This is a genomic window from Hymenobacter ruber, from assembly GCF_054783255.1.
In genome coordinates this window covers 609,543-635,582 of record NZ_BAAGQX010000002.1, presented here as the reverse complement: position 1 = coordinate 635,582, position 26,040 = coordinate 609,543, and the positions used below count along the sequence as shown (strand labels likewise).

The 26,040-nt window shown below is 62.2% G+C and carries 20 protein-coding genes; 14 read left to right on the top strand and 6 right to left on the bottom strand.

Annotation, left to right across the window (positions count from 1 at the left end; all coding sequences use genetic code 11):
* Nucleotides 1-48 precede the first annotated feature (48 nt).
* The 3 genes from ACYVM5_RS03350 to ACYVM5_RS03340 all read right to left on the bottom strand — a co-directional run bounded on the left by ACYVM5_RS03350 (nt 49) and on the right by ACYVM5_RS03340 (nt 3,263).
* Nucleotides 49-750 carry a class I SAM-dependent methyltransferase gene (locus ACYVM5_RS03350; RefSeq protein ID WP_460616764.1) on the bottom strand — a complete coding sequence of 234 codons (702 nt, stop codon included), beginning with the start codon at nt 748-750 and terminating at the stop codon, nt 49-51.
* 16 nt (nt 751-766) lie between these two features.
* Complete coding sequence (locus ACYVM5_RS03345) at nt 767-1,957, bottom strand: type III polyketide synthase (protein WP_460616763.1); 1,191 nt, start codon at nt 1,955-1,957, stop codon at nt 767-769.
* Between the two features lie 187 nt (nt 1,958-2,144).
* The gene (locus tag ACYVM5_RS03340; RefSeq protein ID WP_460616762.1) at nt 2,145-3,263 is read right to left on the bottom strand and encodes an NAD(P)/FAD-dependent oxidoreductase; all 1,119 of its coding nucleotides are present in this window, start codon (nt 3,261-3,263) and stop codon (nt 2,145-2,147) included.
* A 173-nt stretch (nt 3,264-3,436) separates the two neighbouring features.
* Here ACYVM5_RS03340 and ACYVM5_RS03335 point away from each other — a divergent pair, with 173 nt between their 5' ends.
* Nucleotides 3,437-3,823: a T9SS type A sorting domain-containing protein gene (locus ACYVM5_RS03335; protein WP_460616761.1), complete on the top strand. Its 387-nt coding sequence runs from the start codon at nt 3,437-3,439 to the stop codon at nt 3,821-3,823.
* Nucleotides 3,824-4,106: 283 nt separating this feature from the next.
* On the opposite strand, the gene ACYVM5_RS03330 is transcribed toward ACYVM5_RS03335, so the two are convergent.
* From ACYVM5_RS03330 to ACYVM5_RS03320, 3 genes are all read right to left on the bottom strand, one after another.
* Nucleotides 4,107-5,195, bottom strand: a complete 1,089-nt coding sequence (locus ACYVM5_RS03330; protein ID WP_460616760.1) for a flavin-containing monooxygenase — start codon at nt 5,193-5,195, stop codon at nt 4,107-4,109.
* Between the two features lie 5 nt (nt 5,196-5,200).
* Nucleotides 5,201-8,083 (bottom strand): ATP-binding protein, encoded by a 2,883-nt coding sequence (locus tag ACYVM5_RS03325; RefSeq protein ID WP_460616759.1) that lies wholly within the window; start codon nt 8,081-8,083, stop codon nt 5,201-5,203.
* A gap of 90 nt (nt 8,084-8,173) precedes the next feature.
* Nucleotides 8,174-9,532, bottom strand: coding sequence for a sigma-54-dependent transcriptional regulator (locus tag ACYVM5_RS03320; protein WP_460616758.1), 1,359 nt, complete (start codon nt 9,530-9,532; stop codon nt 8,174-8,176).
* 377 nt (nt 9,533-9,909) lie between these two features.
* On the opposite strand from ACYVM5_RS03320, the gene ACYVM5_RS03315 reads away from it, so the two are divergent.
* The 13 genes from ACYVM5_RS03315 (at nt 9,910) to purF (ending at nt 25,966) form a co-directional block, all read left to right on the top strand.
* Nucleotides 9,910-12,156 carry a T9SS type A sorting domain-containing protein gene (locus ACYVM5_RS03315; protein WP_460616757.1) on the top strand — a complete coding sequence of 749 codons (2,247 nt, stop codon included), beginning with the start codon at nt 9,910-9,912 and terminating at the stop codon, nt 12,154-12,156.
* A 326-nt stretch (nt 12,157-12,482) separates the two neighbouring features.
* The gene (locus ACYVM5_RS03310) at nt 12,483-13,370 is read left to right on the top strand and encodes a DNA/RNA non-specific endonuclease (protein ID WP_460616756.1); all 888 of its coding nucleotides are present in this window, start codon (nt 12,483-12,485) and stop codon (nt 13,368-13,370) included.
* 345 nt (nt 13,371-13,715) lie between these two features.
* The gene (locus ACYVM5_RS03305; RefSeq protein ID WP_460616755.1) at nt 13,716-13,925 is read left to right on the top strand and encodes a hypothetical protein; all 210 of its coding nucleotides are present in this window, start codon (nt 13,716-13,718) and stop codon (nt 13,923-13,925) included.
* Between the two features lie 233 nt (nt 13,926-14,158).
* Complete coding sequence (locus ACYVM5_RS03300) at nt 14,159-15,007, top strand: dihydroorotate dehydrogenase (RefSeq protein ID WP_460616754.1); 849 nt, start codon at nt 14,159-14,161, stop codon at nt 15,005-15,007.
* 53 nt (nt 15,008-15,060) lie between these two features.
* On the top strand, nt 15,061-15,840 hold the full coding sequence (pyrF, locus tag ACYVM5_RS03295) for a beta/alpha barrel domain-containing protein (RefSeq protein WP_460616753.1): 780 nt from the start codon (nt 15,061-15,063) through the stop codon (nt 15,838-15,840).
* Between the two features lie 52 nt (nt 15,841-15,892).
* The gene (pyrE, locus tag ACYVM5_RS03290; RefSeq protein ID WP_460616752.1) at nt 15,893-16,519 is read left to right on the top strand and encodes an orotate phosphoribosyltransferase; all 627 of its coding nucleotides are present in this window, start codon (nt 15,893-15,895) and stop codon (nt 16,517-16,519) included.
* Nucleotides 16,520-16,677: 158 nt separating this feature from the next.
* A complete protein-coding gene (locus tag ACYVM5_RS03285) occupies nt 16,678-19,728 on the top strand; it encodes a phosphoribosylformylglycinamidine synthase subunit PurL (RefSeq protein ID WP_460616751.1) in 3,051 nt (1,016 codons plus the stop codon).
* 4 nt (nt 19,729-19,732) lie between these two features.
* Nucleotides 19,733-20,593, top strand: a complete 861-nt coding sequence (locus tag ACYVM5_RS03280; RefSeq protein ID WP_460616750.1) for a phosphoribosylformylglycinamidine synthase subunit PurQ — start codon at nt 19,733-19,735, stop codon at nt 20,591-20,593.
* A 19-nt stretch (nt 20,594-20,612) separates the two neighbouring features.
* Nucleotides 20,613-22,019 (top strand): phosphoribosylaminoimidazolesuccinocarboxamide synthase, encoded by a 1,407-nt coding sequence (locus tag ACYVM5_RS03275; RefSeq protein WP_460616749.1) that lies wholly within the window; start codon nt 20,613-20,615, stop codon nt 22,017-22,019.
* Between the two features lie 15 nt (nt 22,020-22,034).
* Nucleotides 22,035-22,418: a nuclear transport factor 2 family protein gene (locus ACYVM5_RS03270; protein ID WP_460616748.1), complete on the top strand. Its 384-nt coding sequence runs from the start codon at nt 22,035-22,037 to the stop codon at nt 22,416-22,418.
* A gap of 30 nt (nt 22,419-22,448) precedes the next feature.
* Nucleotides 22,449-23,738 carry a phosphoribosylamine--glycine ligase gene (gene purD / locus ACYVM5_RS03265; protein ID WP_460616747.1) on the top strand — a complete coding sequence of 430 codons (1,290 nt, stop codon included), beginning with the start codon at nt 22,449-22,451 and terminating at the stop codon, nt 23,736-23,738.
* Nucleotides 23,739-23,761: 23 nt separating this feature from the next.
* Nucleotides 23,762-24,430, top strand: coding sequence for a phosphoribosylglycinamide formyltransferase (gene purN, locus ACYVM5_RS03260; RefSeq protein WP_460616746.1), 669 nt, complete (start codon nt 23,762-23,764; stop codon nt 24,428-24,430).
* A 39-nt stretch (nt 24,431-24,469) separates the two neighbouring features.
* On the top strand, nt 24,470-25,966 hold the full coding sequence (gene purF / locus ACYVM5_RS03255) for an amidophosphoribosyltransferase (protein ID WP_460616745.1): 1,497 nt from the start codon (nt 24,470-24,472) through the stop codon (nt 25,964-25,966).
* Nucleotides 25,967-26,040 lie beyond the last annotated feature (74 nt).

Below are 26,040 nucleotides of genomic sequence, written 5' to 3'. Positions count from 1 at the left end.
TAACGGTTAGTGGTAAATGGTGAGTTACTAACCGTTAACCACTAATCACTAATCACTAATTATCACCTGCCAACGAAAGGCCCACCGCCAGCGCAACTCATAGCGCGTGATGCCCGCCCGTGCCAGCAGCGCCACCCAATCCTGGCGCCGAAAGGCCCGCGCTACCGACAGCGGCGCATCGTGCCGCACGAGGTAGGAGCCGCCCAACAGCCGCGTCAGCCACTTGATGCTGTGGTAGGCCAGCCAGTGCCGGTGTAAGTCGTTGATGATGACAGCCACGCCAGCCTGCTGCTGCCATTGCCGCAGCAGCGCCACCAGTTCCTCATCGGTGAAATGGTGGCAGAACAGGCTGCACGTCAGTACATCGTAGGGCTGGGCCTGAAATTCCGGGGAGAAAATATCGAGCTGCCGGTAGCTGATTTCCGGATACTCCTGGCTTTTGGCAGTGGCGTATTCTAGCATGAAGGCATTGGCATCAATTCCTGTCAGTTCCACGCAAACGCCATTTTTACGGGCCCAGCGGGCCACGTGGCGCAGGGTGTCGCCGCCGCCGCTGCCCAGGTCGGCCAGGCGCAGGGGCCGGCTGGCCGGAAACCCGATTTTCAGCCGTTGCAGCGCATTGAGCACCGGCTCGTAGCCGCCCAGCCAGGTATTGATGGTTTCCAGCTCGTCGAGGTTCTGGCGCAGGGCGTCATTGGCCAGCGTCAGGTCGTCCATCAGTTCCGGGCCGGAGGCTCGTTTTTCAAACATGTTTAGTGAGCAGTTATCAGAGAACAGTGAGTAGCTCTGAAGCCTGCGCTGCTGCTGCTTCCTGATGTTGTGCCACAACTGCTAACGGGTCATTGTTAACTGTTAACTGCAATAGCATCGCCTCCATCGTCAGGCCGGGGCCGAAAGCAAAGCTGAGCACGGGCGCGCCATTATCAGCCGGAGTGGCGTGGGCCAGCACGTCGCGCAACACATACAGCACCGTGGCCGACGACATATTGCCGTAGTCGCGCAGCACGCGGTAGGCGTGGCGGTTGTCGTCGTGGGTCAGGCCCAGCTCGGTTTCGATGGTTTCCAGAATCTTGCGCCCGCCGGGATGAATGGCGAAGTGCCGGATGTCGCCCAGCTCCACGGGCAGGCTGGCCAGCAGCCCGTCCGTCAGGCTCCGGATGCCGCGCTGAATCAGCTTCGGCACGTAGCTACTCAGCGTCATCTCAAACCCGAAATCGTTGATGTGCCACGCCATGTCGTCGTGCCCGTCAGGCTCCAGGCCGCAGTGAAAGGCCTGCAAAGCCAGGCTGGGTACGCCATTGGGCAGCGGCTGGGCTTGCACCAGACAGGCCGCCGCCCCGTCGCCAAACAGCGCGTTGCTGATGAGGTGGTCCTCCTCGGGGCTTTTCTGGAAGTGCAGCGTGCACAGCTCCACGCTCACAATCAGCACGCGGGCCTCGGCATCGGCACGGCAGAAGGCATCGGCCAGCTTCACGGCATTCACCGCCGCGTAGCAGCCCATGAAGTTCACGCAGGTGCGGCGCACGTCGGGGCGCAGTCCCAGCGCCTGCACCAGCTCAATATCCAGCCCCGGCGCGTACATGCCCGTGCAGCTCACCGTGACCAAGTGCGTGATGCTGGCTGCTGCCACGTCGGGCACCTGACGTAGGCACTCACGCACGGCCTCGGTAGCCAGCGGCAGGGCTTCGCGGCGGTACGCGGCCATGCGCTGGCCCACGCTCGGGAATGGCTCCAGCGTGGGCGTGTTGGGGAAAAACGTGTAGTCGCCGTTGGCCCGGCCGTAGTCGGGCAGCACCGAGTAGCGGTGCGCAATGCCCGAAACCCGGTACAGTGCCCGCAGCTTGCGCGTGTCGTCCTCGCCAAATTGCAGGGCCTGGGCCATGAAATCGGCAATTTGTGGCTGCGCAATGCGGTGGGCAGGATTGGCAGTGCCAATGGCACCTAAGTAACTCGGCATTCCGGGAAGGATTTTCGGATTCTGAAAACGGATGACAACCAACGCGCCTAACGGCTGAAAGTACGGGCGGCCCCGCACATTGGTCTCCTACTTACGGAATAAGGCATGATTTTGCACATTCGGCCCCCAAAAAAGGCCAACAACATTCCGGCCTCCGCTCAGCAACCCGCTGTGCCGCCGCCAGGTTTTAGAACGGCTGGCCGTGGGTGCGACGCATCAGCGCCCGCACGGCCCCCGGCCAGTGGCGCAGGCCACCCACCACCGCCTCGCTCAGCAGCGGCCCGCCAAAGAGCTGCTGCACTGCCCGGCCCACCCGCAGCCGCGCCCCAAACTGTGCCTGCCAGGCCCGGGCATAGTCCGCTTCCATCTGCAGCCGGCTGGTGCGGCCCGCCAAAAAACGGTCGACTGCCGCTGCGGCCAGCGCCGCGCCGTGCAACGCCATGGCCATGCCATTGCCGCACAGCGGCGTGATGAGGCCGGCCGCGTCGCCGCACATCAGCACATGCTGCTCCACGGGCTGCTTGGGCGCGAAGGATATTTCGTTGATGACTTCGGGCTGCGGGTACAGCACTTCGGCCGCGTCCAGGATTTCACGCAGGCGCGGGTTGCGGGCCAGCACCTCCCGCTCCAACGCCGGAATGGTGCCGTGGTTCTTCAAATTCTGCCGGGTGCTGAGGTAGCAAAAGCACAGCTTGTCCTCCTCAATAGCCGAAATGCCCGCGTAGCCGTCGGCAAAATTGTGCAGCGCAATCACATCGCGTGGAAAGCCCGGCAGCCGCAGGTGGTACTTCACCCCGAGGTAGGGCGAGCGCTGCGCAAAAAACGGCCGCTGCAGCTGCCGGTCGAGGTTGGCGCGTTTGCCATAGGTGCCCAGCACCACGCGGGCCGTGAGGGTGCGGCCGTCGGCCAGGGTCACAGTGTGCTGGTCTGCGGCGGGGTCGAAGGCCACATCCGTCACCGTGCTTTTCAAGTGAAAAACCACGCCCGCTGCTAAGCCTTTCTGGTAGAGAAAGTCATCGAGCACGTAGCGGCTCACCCCAAAGCCGCCCAGGTCGAGCGGGCTACTCAGCATGCGGCCACCCGGCGACGACAGCAGAAACCTGGAAATGGCCGCCGGGCCCAGTTCGGCCGGGTCGGCCCCGAGACGGCGCAGGTAAGGGAGCACCTCGTTGCTCACGTACTCGCCGCACACCTTATGGAACGGATACTGCTTGCGCTCCACCACCGCCACCTGATGGCCGCGCCGGGCCAGGTCCAGGGCTGCCGCTAAACCGGCCAAGCCACCGCCAATCAATAAAATGTCCATTTAATTGGTCGGGAGAATACGAACAATGGTGGCGAAAGTAACGTAGTCTATCGAGGTTTTTGGATATTCTGGTGTAGCTTACTAAATAAGCACCGTACCTTTGTCAACCAAAAGCAACCTTTTTCGTTACTTCTACACCTGCCGCTCTTTCTACCAACCCACTAATTAATACTATGATGCAACGCTTACTTTTACCTCTGTTATTATTTGTCTGTCTTAGCCTCGGAGTGGGGCCACTACTGCGCACGGTGCCCGCTGCTTCGGCCGCCGTTGTGCACCGCCACGGCCAGCAAGCCCGGCCCGGCGACGACAAAAACCTGCTCGTGTACCCCAACCCCAGCACCGGCATCGTCCACCTCACCATCAACAACTTGCAGGGCAAGAAAGTGGAGCTGAGCGTGCTGAACGTAATTGGCTCGGTGCTGTACCACGAAACCGTAACGGAATTCAACGACAAATATTCGCGGACGCTCGATTTGAGCAAGTTCGCCAACGGCCTGTATTACGTCCGGCTCGAATCGGACAATACCAGCCAGATGTGCAAATTAGTTATTCGCTAATCGCAAAACCAGTCAATTATCAGACAATAAAAAAAGCAGCTTTTGGGCTGCTTTTTTTATTGTCAAAAACGGAGAAATTACCGGGCCCGCACCGGGATGGGAGTAAGCATTTCCTCGACGTTGGACACTGTTTTGAGCGCGAGAATGGCGGTGACCAGCAAGAGGCCAAGCATGAAAATAAACATAATGCTACAGAAAAATCGGGTGGATAAAAAGCAGCCTGAATCAGCAAGCTGCATCTGATGTGTTCAACCCCGAAAGACCCGGCCGGGTTTCAATAAGATTAGGGCATTTGCACTAGCGCCCGCACCACGCGCCGGGCATCGGCCCCAATGCCGTTGAGCAGGGCCGAGTTGCGGCTATCGAGCCAGCCCAATCCCAGAAAAGCCACGCCGGACGCGGCCGTGATTCCCCGTTGGTGCCGGGGTTGGCCATCGGGCTCAAGAATGGGCAGTTCTATCCAGCCGTAATCCGGGCGGTAGCCGGTGGCCCACACCACGGCATCGAGCGGGGGCGAAGCTGCCCGCTGGCCCTGAATGGCCCCGGTGGCCAGCGCCGCCACGCCCCGGCCGATAAACGTGGCCGCCGGCAGCCGGCGCAGGCGGGCCAGGTCGCCGCTCACCACGGGCTCGGTCTGGGCCATCATCCAGCGGCCGAGGGCGGTGTGGCGCGAGTAGCGCATGGTGCCCGTGAGGGCCATCGCGGCCCACATGAGCTGGTTGTTGGGCATGGCCGGAGTTTTCTCATCAAAGGCCACGAAAACCGGCCGTCCGGTGGCCGCAATGTCGGCCGCGATTTGCAGGGCGGAGTTGCCGCTGCCCACCACGGCCACCGGGCCGGTGCCGGGCAGCTGGCCGGGGCGGCGGTAGTCGCGGCTGGGCAGCTGGGCTACAGCGGCAGGCAGCTGGGCGGCCCAGGCCGGGATTTTGGGGGCGGTGTAGGGGCCGGTGGCCACAATCACGCGCCGGGCGGCGTAGGTGCGGCCCGCGGCGGTGTGCGCGTGGTAGCCGGGCTGGCCGGGGGCGGCCATCAGCCGGGTCACGCGCTGGTTGGTATCAATTGGAAACTTGAAATGGGCAGCGTAATCGCGCAGGTAGGTGCTGGTTTCGGCGCGGGTGGGGTAGCGCAGCCGGTTACCGGGCCAAGGCCGGCCGGGCAAGCCGCTGGCCCAGGCCGGTGAGAACAGCCGCAGCGAATCGTAGCGCGTATCCCAGGCATGGCCGGCGGTGGGGGCCGCGTCCAGCACCCTGAAATCGACGCCGTGCTGTTGCAGATAGTAAGCCGCTGCCAGCCCGGCCTGGCCGGCCCCAATCACCAGGGTATCGGTATGAATGAGCGGGGCCGGCGTGGCCGGGGGCACGGGGAATGGCATGAATGCTAAGCCTGCTGCTCCGGAAACTCTGTGCGCAGGCTGGCCATCACCTGCTCCGTAACGGTGCGGATGAGGGTGACCTGCTGAGCGGCATGCGCCGGGGCGGGAGGCGTTTCGCCGTAGGCTTCCGCCTCCCGGATGACGTGGCGCAGGCTTTCCACGCCCAGGCCGTCGAGGGAGCTTTTGAGGTGATGGGCGGCGTCGCCGAGGGCTTCCCAGTCGCCTTTGGTCAGGGCCTCGTCGAGGGCGGTGAGGATGGCGGGCGTGGTTTCGATGAACGCCCAGGCTAGGCGGCGCACAATGGTTTCGTCGTTGCGCACCAGCTGGCGCACGTTGCTTAGGTTGTAGAGAGGTGGAGCAGAAGCCATAGAAGGGGTGGTAAGGTAAGTAGGGGCGGGTTCGCCGACCTGATTGTGGCGCGCCAGCACGGCGTGCATGGTTTCGAGCAGCTGCTCTTCGCGGTAGGGCTTGGCAAGGTAGCCGGCAAACCCGGATGCCTGCAGGCGTTCGGCCTCGCCCACCTGGGCGCGGGCCGTGAGGGCAATGACCGGGGTAGCCGCCCGGCTGGGGTCGGGGTGCTCGCGCAGGGCACGGGCGGCCGTTTCGCCGTCCATGCCCGGCATCTGGATATCCATCAGCACCAGGTCGAAGGTGCGGTGTTCAAACAGCTTGATGGCGGCCGGGCCGCTGGCGGCGGTGGTCACCTGCCAGCCCCAATTGCGCAGCACGGTTTCGGCCAGCAGGCTGTTCACCAGGTTGTCTTCGACCAGCAGGACGCGGCCGGCATTAGTCAGGGGTTCGGTTTCGGCCGGGGTTTCGGGGGCTGCGGGGCTGGCCGTAGCCACCGGCTGGAAGGCCAGGATGAAGGCAAACGTGCTGCCCTGGTTTACCTCGCTGCACACGCGCAGCGCACCGCCCATGAGCTTCACAAGGCCTTCCGAAATGCTCAGGCCCAGGCCCGTGCCGCCGTATTCGCGGTCGGTGCTGGCGGTGGCCTGGGTGAAGGGCTCGAAGATTTTGTCCAGCGTGTCGGGGGCAATACCCAGGCCGGTATCGCTCACCATAAACTGCAGCCACACGGTGCCCGCCGGCTCGGTGTGTTGGCGGGGGGCGGGCACTACCCGGCAGCGCAGGCGGATGGAGCCGGTTTCGGTAAACTTAATGGCGTTGCTGACCAGGTTGAGCAGCACCTGGCGCAGGCGGTGGGCATCGCCCAGTACTTGCACGGCCAGCGTGGGTTTCTCAATGCGCAAGCTCAGGCCTTTTTCCCGAGCGCGGGGGCGCAGCAGGGCCGCGCAGCCGCGCAGCAGCTCGCCGGGGGCGAAGGGCATGGCCTCGGGCTGGAGCTTGCCCGCGCCGAGGCGAGCGGTGGTCAGCACGTCGTTCAGCACATTGAGCAGGTGCTCGGCCGATTCGCCCAGCAACCGTAGGTAGTCGTGCTGGCTGCGGCTGAGGGTGGTTTTCACCAGCACCCCCGTCAGGCCCAGAATGCCGTGCAGCGGTGTGCGAATTTCGTGGCTCATGTTGGCCAAAAAATCCTCTTTGGCCTGAGCATCTACCTGGGCCGTGGCAATGGCGCTTTCCAGGGCCTGCTGCGTGCTTTTGAGCTCGGTGATGTTGCTATCCACGCCCAGCACCTGGGCCGTGCCGTCGTCCTGCACAAAGAGCCGCTTCACGCTGCTGAACCAGTCGATGCGGCCATCAGGGTTCGTGAACGATTCCTCCAGCGTCAGGTCCTGGCCGGTGGTGAGCACGTGCAGGTCCTGCTGCCGGTAGCGGGCGGTGTCTGCTGTAACCGGAATATCGGGCTTGCCGACGCGCACCAGCTCCTCGGGGGTGAGGTCATACAACGCCGCCAGCGCCTGGTTGGCCAGCAGATAGTTACCGTCAACATCCTTCAGGTAAATGGGATGCGGCAGAGCGTCAATCACCTGCCGGAACAGGCGGTGCTGCTCGGTGAGGCGGATGGTGGCGAGGCGGTGCTGCTCATCGGCGGCCCGCTGCTCGGTAATGTCTTCGGTTACGCTGAGAATGCTGCTGGTTAGGCCGTTGACATCGCGGCCAAAAGCCGCCAGGGTGCTGTGCAGCCAGCGAATAGAGCCGTCGCGGTGGCGGGCCGCAAACTCGATGGTTTTCACCTGGCCCTCGGGCAGCTGGGCCACGGCTTCCATGGTGGCCGTGCAACACGCCAGCGACTCGGGCGGCAGCAGGTACGGGAGCAGGCGGCCGGGTGAGAAAGCCATAATCTCACCGCTGGTATAGCCCAGCAGGGTTTCGATGCGGCGATTGGTGTAGGTCGGGCGTTGCTGGTGCAGGTCGAACACTGCCACCAGGTTGGGCACCACGTCCAGCACCTGCCGCAGCAGGTGGCGGCTTTGGCGCAGCTCATCCACGGCGGCGCGGTGACGGGTCACGTCCTCGGCGCTGCCCATAATCTCCCAAACCTGGCCTTCGGGGCCCAGCACGCTGGCCCGCACCCGCAGGCGCAACAAGCGCCAGCTGCCATCGTGGTGGCGCACGCGACAGTCCCAGATGGCCGTTTTGTTGCGCGCCAGCAGCTGCTTGATATCCGATTTTAAGAGCTGCGCCAGGGAATCAGGGTGCACCACCTCCTGCGTCAGGCCCGAACCCAGGTCCAGCAGCGCCTGGGCCGAATAGCTCAGCACGGTGTGGCAATGCCGGTTGCAGTGCACCAGCCTGCGGTGCCGCAAATCGTAGCTGAACAGGATAAGCGGAACCCGGTCGGCCAGCACCTGCGCCGGCAGGCCCGCGTTCTGGCGGGCGGTGCTGCTAGCGGGTGGGGGCGGCTGCATCGTGCGCTCGGCTACCCGCCGGGCAGCCGGCACAGCTGTCCGGCGAGCCAGACGAGGATAACGGGAGCGACGCATCAAAAAAGGACTAAGCGTAAATAATGTCGCAAGCAAATAAAATGCGGACCAATAAACCCGGCGAAGACTCGCCGGCCCGCCATGCGGTGCTTAGGCAATGTGCAGCTCCCGTTGCTGTAACATACGATAAATAGTGGACTTGCCGATGCCCAGCCGGGCCGCCACCGCCAGTACGTCGCCATTCATCTCATCGAGGCAGTTCTGAACGATGGCCGTGGTTTGCTCGCGCAGCGAAAGCTGGCTGCCGGGGCCGATGGTGGCCTTGCCGGGGCGCAGGGGCAGGTCTTCGCCCTGAATAAACTCGCCGTCGGCCAGCACGGTGGCCAACTCCACCACGGCTTTCAGTTCGCGCACGTTGCCCGGAAACGAGTGCGCCTTGAGCTGCTCGCGGGCCGAGTCGGTGAGCTGGCGCGGCGGCAGGTTGTTGAGCTGACAGAAATCGCGCACGAACACCTCGGCCAGCATCAGCACATCGGTCCCGCGCTGGCGCAGCGGGGGCAGGGCAATGGGCAGGCCCAACAGGCGGTAGTACAGGTCTTCGCGGAAGCGGCCGGCCTGCACTTCGGTCAGCAGGTCGCGGTGCGTGGCCACTATCAGGCGCACATCGAACGGAATAGCTTGGCTGCCGCCCACGCGGGTCACTTCCCGCTCCTGCAGCACGCGCAGCAGCTTGGCCTGCAGGCTCAGGTCGAGGTCGGCAATTTCGTCCAGAAACAGGGTGCCGCTGTTGGCTTCTTCCAGCCGGCCCACGCGGCGCGCCACCGCCCCGGTAAACGCGCCTTTCTCGTGCCCAAACAGCTCGCTCTCCACCAGCTCGCGCGGAATGGCGGCCATGTTCACCGCCACAAAGGGCTGGCTGGCGCGGCTCGACTGGAAATGGATTGCCTTGGCTACCAGCTCCTTGCCGGTGCCGGTTTCGCCGCTCACGCTCACCGTGATGGTGGTGCGGGCCGCTTTGGTGATGAGGTTCTGCACGGCCTGCATCGACGCGTGCTCGCCCAGAATGGCCTGGCCGGCCCCGTGGCGGGCCCCAATCTGCTGGCGAAGCTGGGTGTTTTCGCGGCGCAGGTTCACCTGCTGCTCCACCTTGCCCACCAGGTTCCAGAGGCGGTCGAGGGTATTCTCGTCCTTCACCAGGTAGTCGTAGGCGCCCTGCTGAAGCATGTTGACGGCCGTGCTCACGTCTTCCTGGCCCGAAATCACCACCACCTCGGTGCCCCGCAGCCGCTCCCGAATCTGGCGCAGCACCTGTTCGCCCTTGGCATCGGGCAGCGAGTAGTCGAGCGTAATAAAATCCGGCTTCTCGCCCAGCTGTTCCAGGCATGCCCGGGCCGTGGTGAAGCGTGTTACGCTATGGTTGGGGTTCTGGCTCAGGCGGTGCAGAAGCAACTCGCCATACCACTCATTGTCCTCGACGACAAAAATTTTGAAAGGTAGAGCTGAGTTCATGCAGAAAGGGGGGTGGATGCCCGAAATAACGCCCCGTTAGTCGAAAACTATCGGTTGAAACGCTGAATTAAGGCAAATACGACAAGGGTTTCATTGGAAAAATTATATTACAAAAATACGTAACAAAAAACTTACAAGGCTAAAAAAGGCCCTTAATAAGGCACATACGAACTCGGAATGCAATCGGATTGCGGTGCATTTATTGATAAATTCCCATTTAAGGACACGTTTCCCATATTGGGAAATGAATTAAATATCGTGAGAATTATATCTAATTGGCTATAAGCTCAGGAATGGGGTTGGGCCGACTTGGCCACGGAATTGCAAGAAGATGGTAGGCACAGTGCCAAAGAGTTAAATATTTTTTGCGAATCATCATGGAATCCTTTACTCCAACTTCCGCTTCACTGGTCCGGTATCGGGCGTGGCTGCTTGCCGGCCTGCTCGTGGTGCTAGCAATGGGCACTGCAAGCGCCGCCGGCAATCCAATTTATTCCACGAGTGGGGTAGCCTCGGCCAGCAGCAGCTGCCTGGTGCCTGCGCTTTGCAGCTTGCTGGGCGGGGGAGTGACCAACCCGGGCCAGGCCGCCAATGGCTCTAATACTACCGATTACGCTACTATGACAAAGTTTGTCACCGTTGGTAAAAGCGTGAGCCTGCGGCTGGGGCTCGACCGCCAGGCCAGCGCCGGCGACCGTGTTGGCATGCTGGTAGCCCCGCCGGCCAGCCTAGCGGGCGTGAGTGCGCTGGGCACTTACACGCTGCGCACCTACCTGCGTGGGAGCAACACTGCCGTCGAAACGCAGGTAGTGTCGCTGGCCGTGGTGCAAAGCCTGCGCCTGGTGGCGGGTACCGACCGGCCAATGCAGATAGAGTTTACGGCTAAGCAGGCATTCGATGATATTGAGCTGGAAATTGGCGGCACGGTGGACGTGCTCTATCGCCTGAATATTTACTATGCCTACGCCATACAGTCGCTGGTGCAGCAACCGGTGCGCGGGCTCACGTCGCACTTTCCGGCCAGCGACCTTTCCTCCTATTACAATACAGCCATCACGCCCGGCGATGTGGTGAGCGTGTGCGGCAATACCAACATTTATAACCCCGAGTATACCGTTGATAACAGCCTGACCAACCACGCCACGTTCGGCACGTTCGTTTCGGTCAATTGCCCTTCGTCGCTCAGCGTCAAGCTCGAAAGCTCGAAAACGGCTCCGGCTGGTTACTACGCGGGCTTCGTGCTGGGCAGCTCCGGCATCATTGATTTGGCGGCGCTGTCGGCCCTGCGCATTACTACTTATAAGACTATCAACGGGGTGTCGGTGAAGCAGGAATCGGCCACCGGGGCCAATCTGCTGGATGTGAAGCTGCTGCCCGATGGCAAATACCAGGTGAGCTTCCCCACCAAGTACGCGTTTGATGAGGTGAAGATTGAGCAGATTAGCGCCCTGTCGGCCCTCGATAACCTGGATATTTACTACGGTTTTGGCGTGGAGCCTGCTGCGTTCACGGGCACCACGCGCTACCTGTCGGATTTTGGGCAGCCGGTATCGAACACCAACTATGCCACCAACACCTCGGCGGTGGTGTGCGTTGGCTGCGGCGTGAGCAACCCCGCCGGCGCGGCCGATAACGACCCCGCCACCAAAGCCGTCATCAACATCGGCGGCGGCATCGCCTCCACGGCCGAGCTCAAGCTGGACCTACGCGCCCCGGGCAGCACCGTGAAAACCGATGTGGGCCAAGCGGGTTACCGCGCCGGCATGATTATCAGCAACAACAGCGGCCTGCTCGATGCCGGCGTGCTCAGCCGCCTCACCCTGAGCACGTACGATGCGGCCGGCAACCTGCTGGAAAGCGCCGCGGGTTCGTCGCTCCTATCGCTGAACCTGTTGCCCGATGGCCGGCAGGAAGTATCCTTCCTGACCACCAAAAACTTCGCTTCCATCCAAATCAGCGCTGCCTCCACGGCCGCCCTTGGGGTGAACATCAACGTGTATCAGGCCTTTGCCGACAACTTGGCCGGCGGCATCATCAGCACCATTATACCGTTGCCCGTAGAACTCACGGCCTTTGTGGGCAAGTGGGCCAACGGCGCGGCCGAGCTAAACTGGACCACCGCCACCGAAAAGAACAGCCGCTACTTCGCCGTGGAACGTTCCGTAAGCAGCGAAGCCGCCTTCAAAGCTGTGGGGCAGGTAGCGGCGGCCGGCAGCAGCACCAGCCCCCTGAGCTACAAGCTCCGCGATGCCGAAGCCGGCACCCTGGGCGTTACCACCCTCTACTACCGCCTGCGGCAGGTGGACAACGACGGCACGCAGTCGTTCTCGCCCGTGGTGGTGGTGACGGTGGGCAAAGCCGTGGCCGTGCCGCAGCTCGAAGCTTACCCCAACCCCGCCTCTAATGCCCAGGCCGTGCAGGTTCGCTTCATTAATATGCCCGCCGACGGTGGCCTGGTTCAGACGTATTCGGAAATGGGCCAACTGGTGAGCCAGCAGCCCGTGGGCTCGGCCACCACCGGCCTGGCCTTGCCCGGGCTGGCCCCCGGCCTCTACCACGTAGTGCTGCGCGATGCTGCCGGGCAGCGCCTGGCCACGCAACGGCTGGTGGTAAGCGGCCGATAGCACTGATGCCTTTGTTTAGGAAGTCCCGTTGGCACTGCCGACGGGACTTTTTTGTGCGTAAGCACGCTAAACCTGATATAATTAATAAGCAAGTGGTAATTTTTATGCAATAATGACAATGCATACAGGCTGATTTAAGGATTTTTGCTGAATAATAGCAGGGATAAATATGATTGTATGTAGATAGGGGCGGAATGCCAAAATCTTGATGGTCTAATATTTAGGCGATTGGTAATGTATCGGTAACATTACGGTGGCAGTGAGGCAATTCCAACGAAGGAATTTTGCGGTCACCGTTAACCAATTCCCATTTTCCAACCTGTTTTATGAAGCAAACGATTACCCGCATCAGCAGCGCCGCGCTGCTTCTGGCCCTGGCCGCGTCGTGTTCGCGCACCGAGCAAGTGGCCCCGAGCCAGCAGCCCACCGCCGCCACCGTAAACCAGGACGCCACCCGCGACAACAACCTGGCCATGGGCAACCCCAGCGGTGCCGTGACCGACGCCACCAATTCGCCCAACAACTACCTGATGACCAAAACCCAGTACACCATGTCGTATAGCCGCGACAAGGGCAAGCCGAACTGGGTGAGCTGGCACCTGAGCAACGCCTGGCTGGGCAGCACCGCCCGTCAGGACAATTTCGCCGCCGATGCTACCCTTCCTTCTTCGTGGTACCACGTGGGCAGCACCAGCTACAGTGGCTCGGGCTTCGACCGCGGCCACAACTGCCCCAGCGCCGACCGTACCGGCTCGGTGGCCGATAACACGGCCACGTTCCTGATGACGAACATGATGCCGCAGGCACCCACCAACAACCAGCAGACCTGGGCCGGCCTTGAGAACTATGCCCGCACGCTTGTGGGCCAGGGCTACGAGTGCTACATCATTGCGGGCAGCTACGGCAGCGGTGGCACTGGCTCGTCCGGTTACGCCACCACCATCAACAGCGGCCACATCACCGTGCCCAGCAACTGCTGGAAGGTGATGGTGGTGCTGCCCGAAGGCAGCTCCGACGCCAGCCGCGTGACCACCAGCACTCGCGTCATCGCCGTGGATATGCCCAACACCAACTCCATCGGCACGTCCTGGGGCGCTTACCGCACCACGGTGAACGCCATTGAGGCCGCCACGGGCTACGACATTCTCTCGGCTGTGAGCACCACTGTGCAGAGCACCATCGAGTCGAAAGTTGACACCGGCCCCACCAGCTGATATTGTGCTTGCCGCCCGGCTTTTGGCTGATTAGTTACAGTTGTAATAAAGAAGCCGACCGGAAATTAAAAAGCCCATGAAATACCGTGTATTTCATGGGCTTTTTGCTGCCTGATAAATGCGATTGTGGTCTACATTCCAGGACTAAAGAGCCAAAGTTACGGCGGGTTGTGCTTGCAAAGCAATTGGTTACGAATGCCTGATTTTTTTTTGAAGCGAAAAAAGCCAGTGAAAAGTGCGTCGATTAGGCAGTTAGGGCAGAAATAAAAATTGAAAATAAACGGCGCAATAAAAACGTAACATTACCAAAGTTTGCGCGGCGAAATGATTCCGTAATTTTGCATCGTGCTTCAACCCAAACACCCGTTGATGAAGCGCGGGACCCTGCTCAGCGGCGACCCGCGAGAGGACCGGAAGGTCTGCGCCGCCGTCAGTTTTTCCGATTTTGCCTCCGGTATTTCCGCTGTTTTTTCGGGTTGTTGCCCCGCCACCGTTTCGGATTCCGAAACGGTTTTTTTATGCGCGGTTGGTTCGGTTTTCTCTCCAGCTTTCTAGTTAGCCCGCCTTATTAGCTAATATGTCATGCACACCAATACCCTCATCCCCAAAGTGGCTGCCGCTGCCCTCGTTTCTTTTCGGCCAGGCATCCGCGAGTGCGTTCCGTTCCTGATTAACCGCGACAACGTAATTTAAGGAATCCTTTTGCCGGTTCGCCGGCCGAGCGTCACCCGCACCTGGCCCGGCCTAAGTGCGGGTGAATATTCGTTTTCATTACTTATGCATTACTTATGAAACTCGGGGGCATTACGTTACAGAATGCAGTGTGCCTAGCGGCGGCACCCTGGGACCTCGCCGGTGAGGGCTACGAGCAGTTGGGCGCCATTTTCACGAAAACCGTGACCATGGAGCCCCGCGCCGGCCTGCCCGGCGACGAAGGCATCCTGCAAGTGGCCGACCAAACCCTGCTCAACCGCACCGACCTGCGCACCGAGGGGGCCGAGCTGCTGGTGCAGGAGCACCTGCCGCGCCTGCGCCGCTTCGGCGTGCCGGTGTTTGTGAGCGTGACGGCGCCGGGCGTGCCGGGTTTCCGCAAGATTGCGCGCTACCTGCAGCGCGAGGCTGGCGAGCAGTTGGCCGGGCTGGAAGTGTACATCACGGTGCCGCCCGGCGGCTCCGGGGCCGACGTAACGGCCCGCTTCGTGCGCGAAGCCACCGAGGCCGTGCGCAACGAACTGCGCGATGATGCGGCCGTGATTGTGAAGCTGCCGCCGTGGCCCGACCACATCCGGGGCCTGGCCCTGGGCGCGCAGGAGGGCGGTGCCACGGCGTTGGCGGCTACCAATACCTTGAAAGTGCTGCACCTACCCGCTAATCCCAGCGATGCGCCGCTCGTGGGTGGGCTCTCGGGCGAAGCGCTCCGGCCGCTGGCCCTGCGCTGCGTGTGGGAGCTGGCGAATGACGAAAAACTGCAGCTTCCCATCTTTGGAACGGGGGGCATTTTCACGCTGCGCGACGTGCAGGACTACTTGCGCGTGGGAGCCCAGTCCGTGCAGGTAGCCAGCGGCGAATGGCTGTCGCCGGGCCTCACGGCGCGGCTGGCGGCCGAGGTAGCCCACACCGTTTCCGCCACTCGATAACTGCTTGCCCTTCTCTTAAAAATCCCACCCAAACCCTCCCTTCGCGTACCGCCATGCAAAAGCTCCTCACCCGCGTCGAAACTATCAATTCCCTGCTTTGCGTGGGGCTGGACCCCACGGGCGACGACGCCCAGGCGGCCCAGCGGCTGCGCGAAGTCATCACCGAAACCGCGCCTTACGCGGCGGCTTTCAAACCCAACCTCGCTTTTTTTCTGAGCCGCGAAAACGGCGTAGCGATGCTAAAGGAGACCGTGCGCAGCATTCCGAAGGACATTCCGGTAATTCTGGATGGCAAATTCGGCGACATTGCCAACACGGCCGAGCAGTACGCCCGCTTCGCTTATGACATTATCGGGGCCGATGCCGTGACGGTGAACCCCTACATGGGCGACGACACCATCCGGCCGTTTGCGCGGCCGGGCAAAATGGTTTTTTCGCTCGCTAAAACCTCCAACAAACCCCTGCACGGCCTGCAGGACGCGGCCATGACGCGCGGCGGCTCCATCAGCGACTGGGCGGCCCGCCTGGCCAAGCTCATGGACGAGGAGCTGACCGAGTCCACCATCGGGCTGGTGGTGGGTGCCACCGAGCCGGCGGCCGTGGCCAAAGTCCGCGCCGCCTGCCCGGACCAGTGGTTTCTGGTGCCGGGCATCGGCGCGCAGGGCGGCGACCTCGCCGCCACGCTGCGCGCCGGCCTCCGGGCAGATGGCAGCGGCCTGCTGATAAACTCCTCGCGGGGAATCTGGCAGGCCAAGGATGCCGGAGCCGCCGCCCGGGAGCTGAAAGACCAAATCAACGAATTCCGGGCCGTGACGAGCCCGGCCCACGCCTGAACCAAAAAGCCGCTTCACCGCGGCTTTTTGCATGTTAGACTTTCTGAATCAGATGACTGAAATCACCGAATTCCATTCGCCCATTGCCCTCGATGCCGAGCTGCTGGAGCAGCAGCTGCGGCAGGAAGATGCCCTGTTGCGCGGGCACTTCCGGCTGTCGTCGGGCCTGCACTCCGATACCTACGTGCAGTGTGCCCGTTTCCTGCGCCGCCCGGAGCTGGCCGCGCCGGCCGCCGCCGCGCTGGCGGGCCAGGTGCAGGCTGCCGGCCTGCAGCCCGACGTGGTAGTGGGACCCGCCATGGGCGGCGTGGTGATTGGCTACGAGTTGGCCCGCCAGCTGGGTGTGCCCGGCATCTTCACCGAGCGCGACGCCGACGGGCAGATGACCCTGCGGCGCGGTTTCACCATTGAGCCCGGCGAAAGAGTTGTCATTGCCGAAGACGTGGTGACGACGGGTAAGAGCACACTGGAAGTGGCTGAAGTGCTGCGCGCCATGGGCGCCGAAGTGCTGGCCGTGGCTTCGCTGATTGACCGCACCGGCGGAAAGGCTGGTTTGGATTTCCCGCATTTTGCGCTCCTTTCGGTGCAGGCCGCAACTTTTGCCCCGGAGGATTGTCCGCTATGTGCAGCCGGTGTGCCGGTGGTGAAGCCCGGCAGCCGGCCGGAGAAAGCGTTTTGAGTTGTTGAATGTATGCTCAGCTTAAACGTCATGCTGAGCGAAGTCGAACCGGAAGAAGGCGTAAGCCAAGCGTATCCACCGCTTCGTTGTGATAGTAAATAATTAGTTGTGCAGTAGAGATGCTTCGGCAAGCTCAGCATGACGTTTCAATATTATTGATGTCCGATAACACCCCCAGCACCACCCACACCATCCAGCTCACGCTGAAACCCGGCCAGCACGACGGTGACGGCCAGCGCGTGGCCGAAGCCGCCGCCCGCCACCTGGGCCTGGCCACCGGCCGCGTGCGCAGCGCCGCCCTCTACACGGTGCGTTACCCGCTCACCGCAACCCAGCTGAACGACTTCGCTACCCGCTGCCTCGCCGACCCGGTGCTGCACGACGTGCGCCTGAACGAGCTGACGGCCGCCGAAGGCTTCGCCACTTATATCCTCGTCGCCCGCCGCCCCGGCGTGACCGACGACGAAGGCACCTCCGCTCAAAACGCCTTGGCCGATATCCTGAACGAGCCGTTGGACGTGCACACCCAGCACATTTTCAGCAAGAAGCTCTACCTGCTCGAAAACGACCTGCCGGAAACGGACCTGCGCCGCATCGCGGAGGAACTGCTCGGCAACAAGCTCATCAACTGGCTGGAAGTGGGCCGCGTGGCCGATGGCATTCGCGACTACACGCCGCGCCCCGGCGGCGGCGCGGAAGCCATTACGGAAATCGTTTCGCTGACTGGGTTGAGCGACGCGGAACTGCTGCAACTCTCGAAGAAGAACATCTACGCGCTGAACCTGGCGGAAATGCAGGCCGTGCGCGACTACTTCGCCGCCGCTGAGACGCAGGCGGAGCGGAAGGCCGCCGGGTTGCCTGTCGACCCCACAGATTGCGAGCTGGAAATCATTGCTCAGACGTGGTCGGAGCACTGCAAGCATAAGGAGTTTGCAGCGGTTATCAATTACAAAGACACCGAGACGGGCGAGGAAAAGCAGATTGATTCGCTGTTCAAAACCTACATCAAAGACGCTACGTCGGAAGTGGACCGCCAGCTCCGCGCCAATGGCAACGACTGGCTGATTAAGGTGTTTTCGGACAACGCCGGCGCGGTGCGCATCAACCCCGATTCGCTGTTCGTGTGGAAGGTGGAAACGCACAATTCGCCCTCGGCCATCGACCCCTACGGCGGGGCCATAACGGGCATTTTGGGCAACAACCGCGACCCGTTGGCCACCGGCATCGGAGGCGCGCGACTGCTGTTCAACACCAACGTGCTGTGCTTTGGCAATCCCGAATTTGACGGGCAGTTGCTGACCGGGCAACTGCACCCGCGCCGCATTCTGGAAGGCGTGCGCAAGGGCATTGAGGACGGCGGCAACAAGTCGGGGGTGCCGACGGTGAACGGCGCCATCGTGTTCGACGACCGGTACGCCGGCAAGCCGCTGGTGTACTGCGGTACCGGCGCGGTGATGCCCATGCAATTCGCCGGGCTCGACTCGTGGGAGAAGAAGATTGATGCCGGCGACCGCATCATCATGGCCGGCGGCCGGGTGGGCAAGGATGGCATCCACGGCGCGACGTTTTCGAGCATCGAACTGGACGAAACCGCACCCGCCACGGCCGTGCAAATCGGTTCGCCCATCACCCAGAAGCTGGCGATGGATTTCCTGCTGCTGGCGGCCCGGCGCGGCCTGATGAAATGCAGCACCGACAACGGCGCGGGCGGCCTGTCGTCATCCGTAGGCGAGCTGGCTGGCATCTCGGGCGGTGCGGTGGTGGAGCTGGAGCGCGTGCCGCTGAAGTACCCCGGCCTGCGGCCCTGGGAGATTTTCGTAAGCGAGTCGCAGGAACGGTTTACGCTGGTGGTTGAGCCCGGCAAAATGGCCGAAATCACGGCGCTGGGCCAGGAAATGGAAGTGGAGCTGACCGATATCGGCTACTTCACCGCCGATGGTTTCCTGGACGTGCGCTTCGATGGCGCGCCAGTGGCCCGGCTAAATATGGACTTCCTGCACGACGGTGTGCCGCGCAAAATCCTGGAAGCCGAGTGGACCAAACCCGCCGCCGCTGAGCCGGAAATTCCCACTGCAACTGACTACACTGAGACGCTGACGCAGTTGCTGGGTTCGCTCAATATCTGCTCGCGCGAATCGGTGATTCGCCAGTACGACCATGAGGTGAAGGGCCGCACCATTGTGAAGCCGCTGATGGGCGCGACGGGCCAGGCGCCGCAGGACGCGGCCGTGGTGCGCTTCAATTTCGAGAGCTGGGAGGGCGTGGCCGTGAGCAACGGCATTCTGCCGCGCTACGGCGATTTGGACGCGTATGACATGTCGGCCGGCTCGTTTGACGAGGCGGTGCGCCAGATTATCGCGGTAGGAGGGAAGCTTCCGAACCTGACGCCCGGCGACGGGATTTTCTGGTCGGTGAACGACAACTTCTGCGTGCCCGATTCGGTGTATGACCCCGCCACAAACCCCGATGGCAAGCAGAAGCTGGCCAAGCTGGTGCGCATGTGCGAAGCCCTGCGCGACGCCACGGCCGCCTACTGCATCCCGCTCACGAGCGGCAAGGACTCGATGAAAAACGACTTCAAGGCTGACGGCGTGAAGATTTCGGTGCCCCCCACCGTGCTCTACTCAATGACGGCCAAAATGGAAGACGTGCGCCGCGCCGTGACGTCGGACTTCAAGCAGGCCGACGACGTGGTATATCTGCTCGGCGAAACCTACGATGAGCTGGGCGGCTCCGAGTTCTATGCCCTGCACGGCCAGTTGGGCGCCAATGTGCCGAAGGTTGACTTCGCGAAAGCCAAGGCGCTATACACCCTCGTAGGCCAGGCCAACGACCAAAACCTCATCCAGTCCTGCCACGACCTGAGCGACGGCGGCCTCGCCGTAGCGCTGGCCGAAACCACCTTCGGCTACGGCTACGGGGCCGAAATTGACCTGCCCGCCACCGGCCTGCCGCTGGCCACGCAATTGTTCTCGGAGTCGCACTCCCGCTTCCTGGCAACTGTTGCGCCGGAAGATGTAGTGGCCTTCGAGCAACTGCTCGGTGACCGCGCCACCCGCCTCGGCCGCGTGACGCTGGACGGCCAACTGACCGTGCGCCACGCCGGCCAAACGGTCATTTCGGCCAACACCGCCACCCTGCGCGCCGCCTGGACCAACGGGCCCGTGAACAAGCTGCTCGGCGTGTCTTCCTCCACTCTTTCGCACTAATCTCATGGTTCACGCGCTAATTCTGACCGGATTCGGCATCAACTGCGAAGAAGAATTCGCCGCCGCCTACCGCCTGGCTGGGGCCGAAGCCACCATTGTGCACCTCAACCAGGTGCTGCACGGGCAGGTGAGCATCCACGATTTCGACATCCTGAACTTCCCCGGCGGCTTCTCGTTTGGTGATGATTTGGGCTCGGGTGTGGTGCTGGCCAACAAGCTGCGCTACCGCCAGAACGGCCCCGACGGTCGCACCCTGCTCGATGACATCCGGCAGTTTATCACCGAAGGCAAATTCGTCTTCGGCATCTGCAACGGCTTTCAGGTGCTGGTGAAACTCGGCCTGCTGCCCAACATCAGCGGCGATGTAACGCCCGAAGTGACGCTGACCCACAACGCCAGCGGCCGCTACGAAGACCGGTGGGTGACGCTCCGCGTGAACCCCGTCTCGCACACGCCTTTCCTGAAAGGAATTAACACATTGGAAGTGCCCGTGCGCCACGGCGAAGGCCGGCTGGTAATTCCCGACGAAGCCACCCAGGCCGCCATCGAAGCCGGTGGGTTGAACTGCCTGACCTACGCCGATTTCGATGGCGGTGCCACAGATGTTTACCCCTTCAATCCCAACGGTGCGGCCCTGAACTGCGCCGGCCTCACGGACCCCACCGGCCAGGTGTTCGGCCTTATGCCGCACCCTGAGGCGTTTTTGTCGGCTTACAACCACCCCGACTGGGCCCGCCGCCGCCGCCAAAACCCCGGCGCGAGCGAGGAAGGGGAGGGGCTGCAAATCTTCAAAAATATCGTGGCGTACATCGCCCAAAAGGAATCCGTTCCGGCCCCGGCCGTGCAACTCGCCAACCAAAACTAGCCTCCCAGAAACGTAGTTAATGAACACCCTCACCCACTTCGCTTCTCCCCAAATCCCGTTGCTGCACCGTGGCAAAGTGCGCGACAGCCTCCGCGCGCCCAGCGGCGACCGGCTCATCATCGTGACGGACCGCCTTTCGGCCTTCGATAGCGTGCTGGAAACGGCCATCCCGCACAAGGGCGCGGTGTTGAACGGCCTGGCGAACTTCTGGTTTGACAAGACGTCGCATATCATCCCGAACCACGTTATCAAGCTCGTTGACGCCAACGCCATGTTGGTGAAGGAAGCCGCGCCGATTAAAGTGGAAATGGTGGTGCGCCAGTACCTGACGGGTTCGATGTGGCGCGGCTACCAGGCCGGCCAGCGCACGTTCTCGGGCGTAACGGTGCCCGACGGGCTCACCAAAAACCAGCCCTTCCCGCAGGCCATCGTGACGCCCACGACCAAGGAGGAATCGGACCGCGAAATCACCCCCGAAAACCTCGTGAGCGAAGGCTGGGTGACCAAAGAGCTGTACGACCAGATGGCGGTGAAGTCGCTGATGCTGTTTGCCGTGGGCTCGAAGCTGCTGGCCGAAAAAGGCATCATTCTGGTTGATACCAAGTACGAGTTTGGTTTGCTGAATGGCAAGCTGATTCTTATAGACGAGATGCACACGCCCGATTCGTCGCGCTTCTGGAGCGCCGAGGATTATGCGAAGAATCCCGAAACGGCCGAGCAGATGGATAAGGAATACGTCCGCCAGTGGCTCATCGCCAACAAGAAGGACGGGCAGTACCCCCGCGCCCTCACCCCGGAAGTGGCCCAGGAAGCCAGCCGCCGCTACCTCGACATCTACGAGCGCATCGTGGGCGAGCCCCTGCCCACCGCCGAAACCGGCGCAGCCGATGCCCCCCACACCGGCCGCCAGGACGCCCGCGCCCGCATGCTGGCCAACCTCGTGGCCGCCGGCCTGATGAAGGACGCCTGGGTGAGCATCGTGCTGGACGCGCCAGACCACAAGGCGCACGGCGAGCAAATCCGTCAGCAGCTGGTGGGCTACGACGTGTTCACGCAGCTGCGCGTGGCCTCGGCCCAGCAATGCGGCGAAGCCATTGCCGGCCTGGCCGAAACCTGGAACAACAGCATCGAGCCCGGCGTCGTCATCGCCGCGGCCGGCAACGGCCTCGGCGCCGCGCTAGCCGCCAACGTGAACGTGCCCGTGATTTCGTGCCCGCCCTACCAAGACCACGCCGAACTGGCCCTGAACTCATCGGCCATTATGCCCAGCGGCACGCCCAGTCTGACGGTGCTGCGTCCCGAAAATGCCGCCCAGGGCGCCTGCCGCGCCCTGAACCTGCCCCGCCTGCGCGAGCGGCTAAGCAAAGACATTCTGGCTGCGAAAGCCAAGCTGCAGGCAGCCGACGAGGAATTTAAAGTTCTGTAACCAGCCAGCTACTGCATGGAAACTGCCGCGCCCAAGCAACTTGTTGAAGCCTACATTGAAGCGTATAACCGCTTTGATGTGGACGGCATGTTGGCACCCTTGCATGAGGACGTGGTATTTCGCAACGTTTCCAACGGCGAAGTGAACCTGACCACGACCTGCAAAGCGGCTTTTCGGCAGCAGGCTGAGCAGGCGACGCGGTATTTCTCCGAGCGGGAGCAACGCGTCACCGATTGGCAAACTAGCGGCTCGCGGGTGGAAGTCGCTATTGATTACTCGGCGGTTGCCGCCATTGAATTTCCCAACGGTCTGAAACCGGGCGACACGTTGCAACTGCAAGGCCGGTCCGTTTTTGAGATTGAGAACGGCCAGATTATTTCCATCGAAGACATCAGCTAGGCCGCAAGGCCGGCCTAATTCCGTATGCCCTTGACTGATTCCAAAACACTTCTCCTCCTCGGTTCCGGCGCGCGCGAGCACGCCCTGGCCGAAAAGCTGACCCGCGACGGGGCCACGGTGTACGTGCTGCCCGGCAACGCCGGCATCCCCAACAGCCACCCCGAAGTGAATCCGCTGGATTTTGAGTCGGTACGCGCCTTCGCGCAAGCCCACGATGCTAAACTGATTGTGGTGGGGCCGGAAGCGCCGCTGGCGGCCGGTATCACCGACTTTTTTGCTGGGTCCGATATCAAAGTGTTCGGCCCGACCCGCTCGGCGGCGCGGCTGGAAAGCTCGAAGGTGTGGAGCAAGGAATTCATGCGCCGCCATGGCGTGGCTACGGCCAAAGCTTGGCCGTTCCGGAGCGACAATATTGCCGCCGCCCGCGCCAAAGCGGCTGAGCTGGGCGGGCACGTGGTGGTGAAATACGACGGCCTAGCCGCTGGCAAGGGCGTGTACGTGTGCTCGTCGCCGGAAGAAGCGGAGGCGGCTTTTGATGACTTGCAAACGAGCTATTCGGGCTGGTTTTCCTTTCTGCTGGAAGAAAAGCTGAGCGGCCCCGAAATCAGCATCATCGGCCTGACCGATGGCCGCGTTATTCGCCTGCTGGCCACCTCGCAGGACCACAAGCAGCTACTGGCCGACGACCTCGGCCCCAACACCGGCGGCATGGGCGCCTACTGCCCCGTGCCCTTCGCCGATGCCAACGTACTGGCCGCCATCCGCCGCGACATCATCGACCCCACCCTGCGCGGCCTGCAAAACGAGCAATTTGAATTCCGCGGCTTTCTGTATTTCGGCATCATGCTCACGCCCAGCGGCCCCAAGCTGCTGGAATACAACGTGCGCCTCGGCGACCCCGAAGCCGAAGTGCTGCTGCCCGCTTTGGATAGCAGCCTGCTCACGCTGATTGACGCCACCCTCGATGGCACCCTCGCCCAGCAGGGCGTGCGGCAGCGGCCCGGTGCATTCGTGGGCGTGGTGCTGGCCTCGGGGGGCTACCCGGCGCCGAAGTTCCCCACCGGCTTCCCCATCACCGGTCTGGATAACCTGCCCAGCGGCGTGCGCGCCTACCACGGCGCCACCCGGCGCGATGAAACCGGCCAAATCGTGACCAACGGCGGCCGCGTCCTCGTCCTCACCGCTCACGGCCAGGACCTGGAAGAAGCCACCGCCCGCGCCTACGAAGCCTGTGCCCGCGTCACATTCCAGGACGTGTATTTCCGCCCCGATATTGCCCAGCGCCCCGCGCCGGTCCTCACCGTCCCCGTTGTAAATTGAGACCAGAAGCCCAATTAAAACTGATGAAGCTCCTCGCCTCCTTCGAGCAATTCAAGCAGAATTCCCTCTCCTTTGGCGAGGGGAAGGAGCGAAGGCCCGCCCGCCTGGCCATTCTGCTCTCGGGCCGGGGCTCCAATATGCTGGCGCTGCTGGAGGCCACCAAAACCGGCGTGCTGCACGGCTTGGCCGAAGTCGTGGTGGTCTTCAGCAACAAGCCCGATGCCTTCGGCCTCGAAGCCGCCGCGGCCCTGGGATGCCCCATCGCCTCGCTGCCCAGCCAAGGCCGCAAGCGCGAAGCTTACGATGCCGACGTGGTAGCATTGCTCCGGCAGTACCAGCCCGATTTGGTGGTGCTGGCGGGGTATATGCGGATTTTGTCGCCGGCCTTCATTCAGCCGTTTGCGGGCCGCATCATCAACATTCACCCCGCTGACACCCATCAGCACCAGGGCCTGCACGCTTACGAGTGGGCGTTCGAGAACAAGCTGCCCGAAACCAAAATCACTGTGCATCTGGTTGACGAGGGGCTTGATACCGGCCCCATTCTCGCCCAGCAAACGGTGGATTTGCGCGGAGCCGATACCCTGGCGGAAGTTGAGCGGCGCGGCCTGGCCGTGGAGCATGAGTTGTACGCCCGCACACTGGCCGAATTAATCAACCACGGTCGTCATGCAGAGGATAGCGAAGCGTGACAGTTACCCCCTTTAGTTACAAATTAACCACCCCATCCCATGTGCGGAATAGTAGGTTTTCACGGTCCCGATAACGTCGTAGGCGACATGATAATTGGCCTCACCGCCCTCCAGCACCGGGGGCAGGATGCGGCCGGCATCGCCACCTTCGACGACTCGTTTCATCTCTGCAAAGGGCAAGGGCTGGTCAACGACGTGTTCAAACCCAAGCACGTGAAGAAGCTGAAGGGCAACCTCGGCATCGGCCACGTGCGCTACACCACGCAGGGCGCCAACGACTCCGACCTGGCGCAGCCTTTCACCACCAGCTACCCCTTCGGGCTGGCCATGGTGCACAACGGCAACGTCATCAACTTCCGCGACGTGGCCAAGCGCCTGCACGACAAGTACCACGTGCTGCCCAAAACCACCAACGACCTCGAGCTTATCATGTACACCTTCGCCTCGGAGCTGCGCGTGAAGGACCTCGACCGCATTTCGGTGGTGGATATTTTCGATGCCGTGGAAACCACCCAGGAGCTGGTGAAGGGTGCCTACGCCACTATCACCATGATTGCCGGCCACGGCCTGCTGGCCTTCACCGACCCGCTCGGCATTCGGCCGCTGGCGCTGGGCAAGCGTGAAACGCCGGCCGGCCCGGTTTACGCCTTCGTGTCGGAAAGCACCTGTTTCGATTACCTGGACTTCGAATTCGTGGAGAATGTCGGCCCCGGCCAGGCCATTTTCATCGACAACAACTACCAGGTTCACTACAAAAACAAATTCGCGCTGCCGAAAAACTTCTGCGCCTTCGAGCAGATTTACTTTGCCCGCGAAGACTCCGTAATTCACGGCCGGCTGGTGGCGCGGGAGCGGGTACGGTTGGGCAAAATTCTCGCCCGCAAGGTCGTGGATGCCGGGTTGAAGCCGGATATGGTGATTGATGTGCCTTCCTCCGGCTACTTCGCGGCCTCCGGCTTGGCCGAAGCCATTGGGGTGCCGTACCGCCGGGCGCTGGTGAAAAACAACCACATGGGCCGTTCCTTCATCGTGCCCACCCAAGCCGGGCGCGAGGACGTGGTGAAGAAAAAGCTGAATCCCATCCGCGAGTTTGTGGAGGGCAAAAAGGTGGCCGTGGTCGATGACAGCATTGTGCGCGGCACTACCTCGCGCCGCATCGTGCGGCTGCTGCGCGAGGCGGGTGCGGCGGAGGTCTACTTCATTTCCAGCGCGCCGCCCATCGTGTCGCCCTGCATCTACGGCATCGATATGGCCATGAGCACCGAGCTGATTGCGGCCAACTACACGGAGGACGAAATCTGCCGCTACATCGAGGCCGATAAGGTGATTTACCAGGATTTGGCGGATTTAGAGGAGCTGTTTGCCGAGGAAAAAGGCCACGGCGGCAGCTGCTTCGCCTGCTTCTCGGGCAAGTACCCCACCGGCGACGTAACGCACTACCTGCGCCACATTCAGGAGGAGCGCGCCAGCCACCGGAGCGATAAAAAGGAGAAGAAATCGGTGAGCGCGAAAGCGCCTGCGCCGACGGAGCATTAAGTCGCGAACGAACAAACACGCCCGTCATGCAGAGCGCAGCGAAGCATCTTTACCGCAATACTAATTGATTGCGT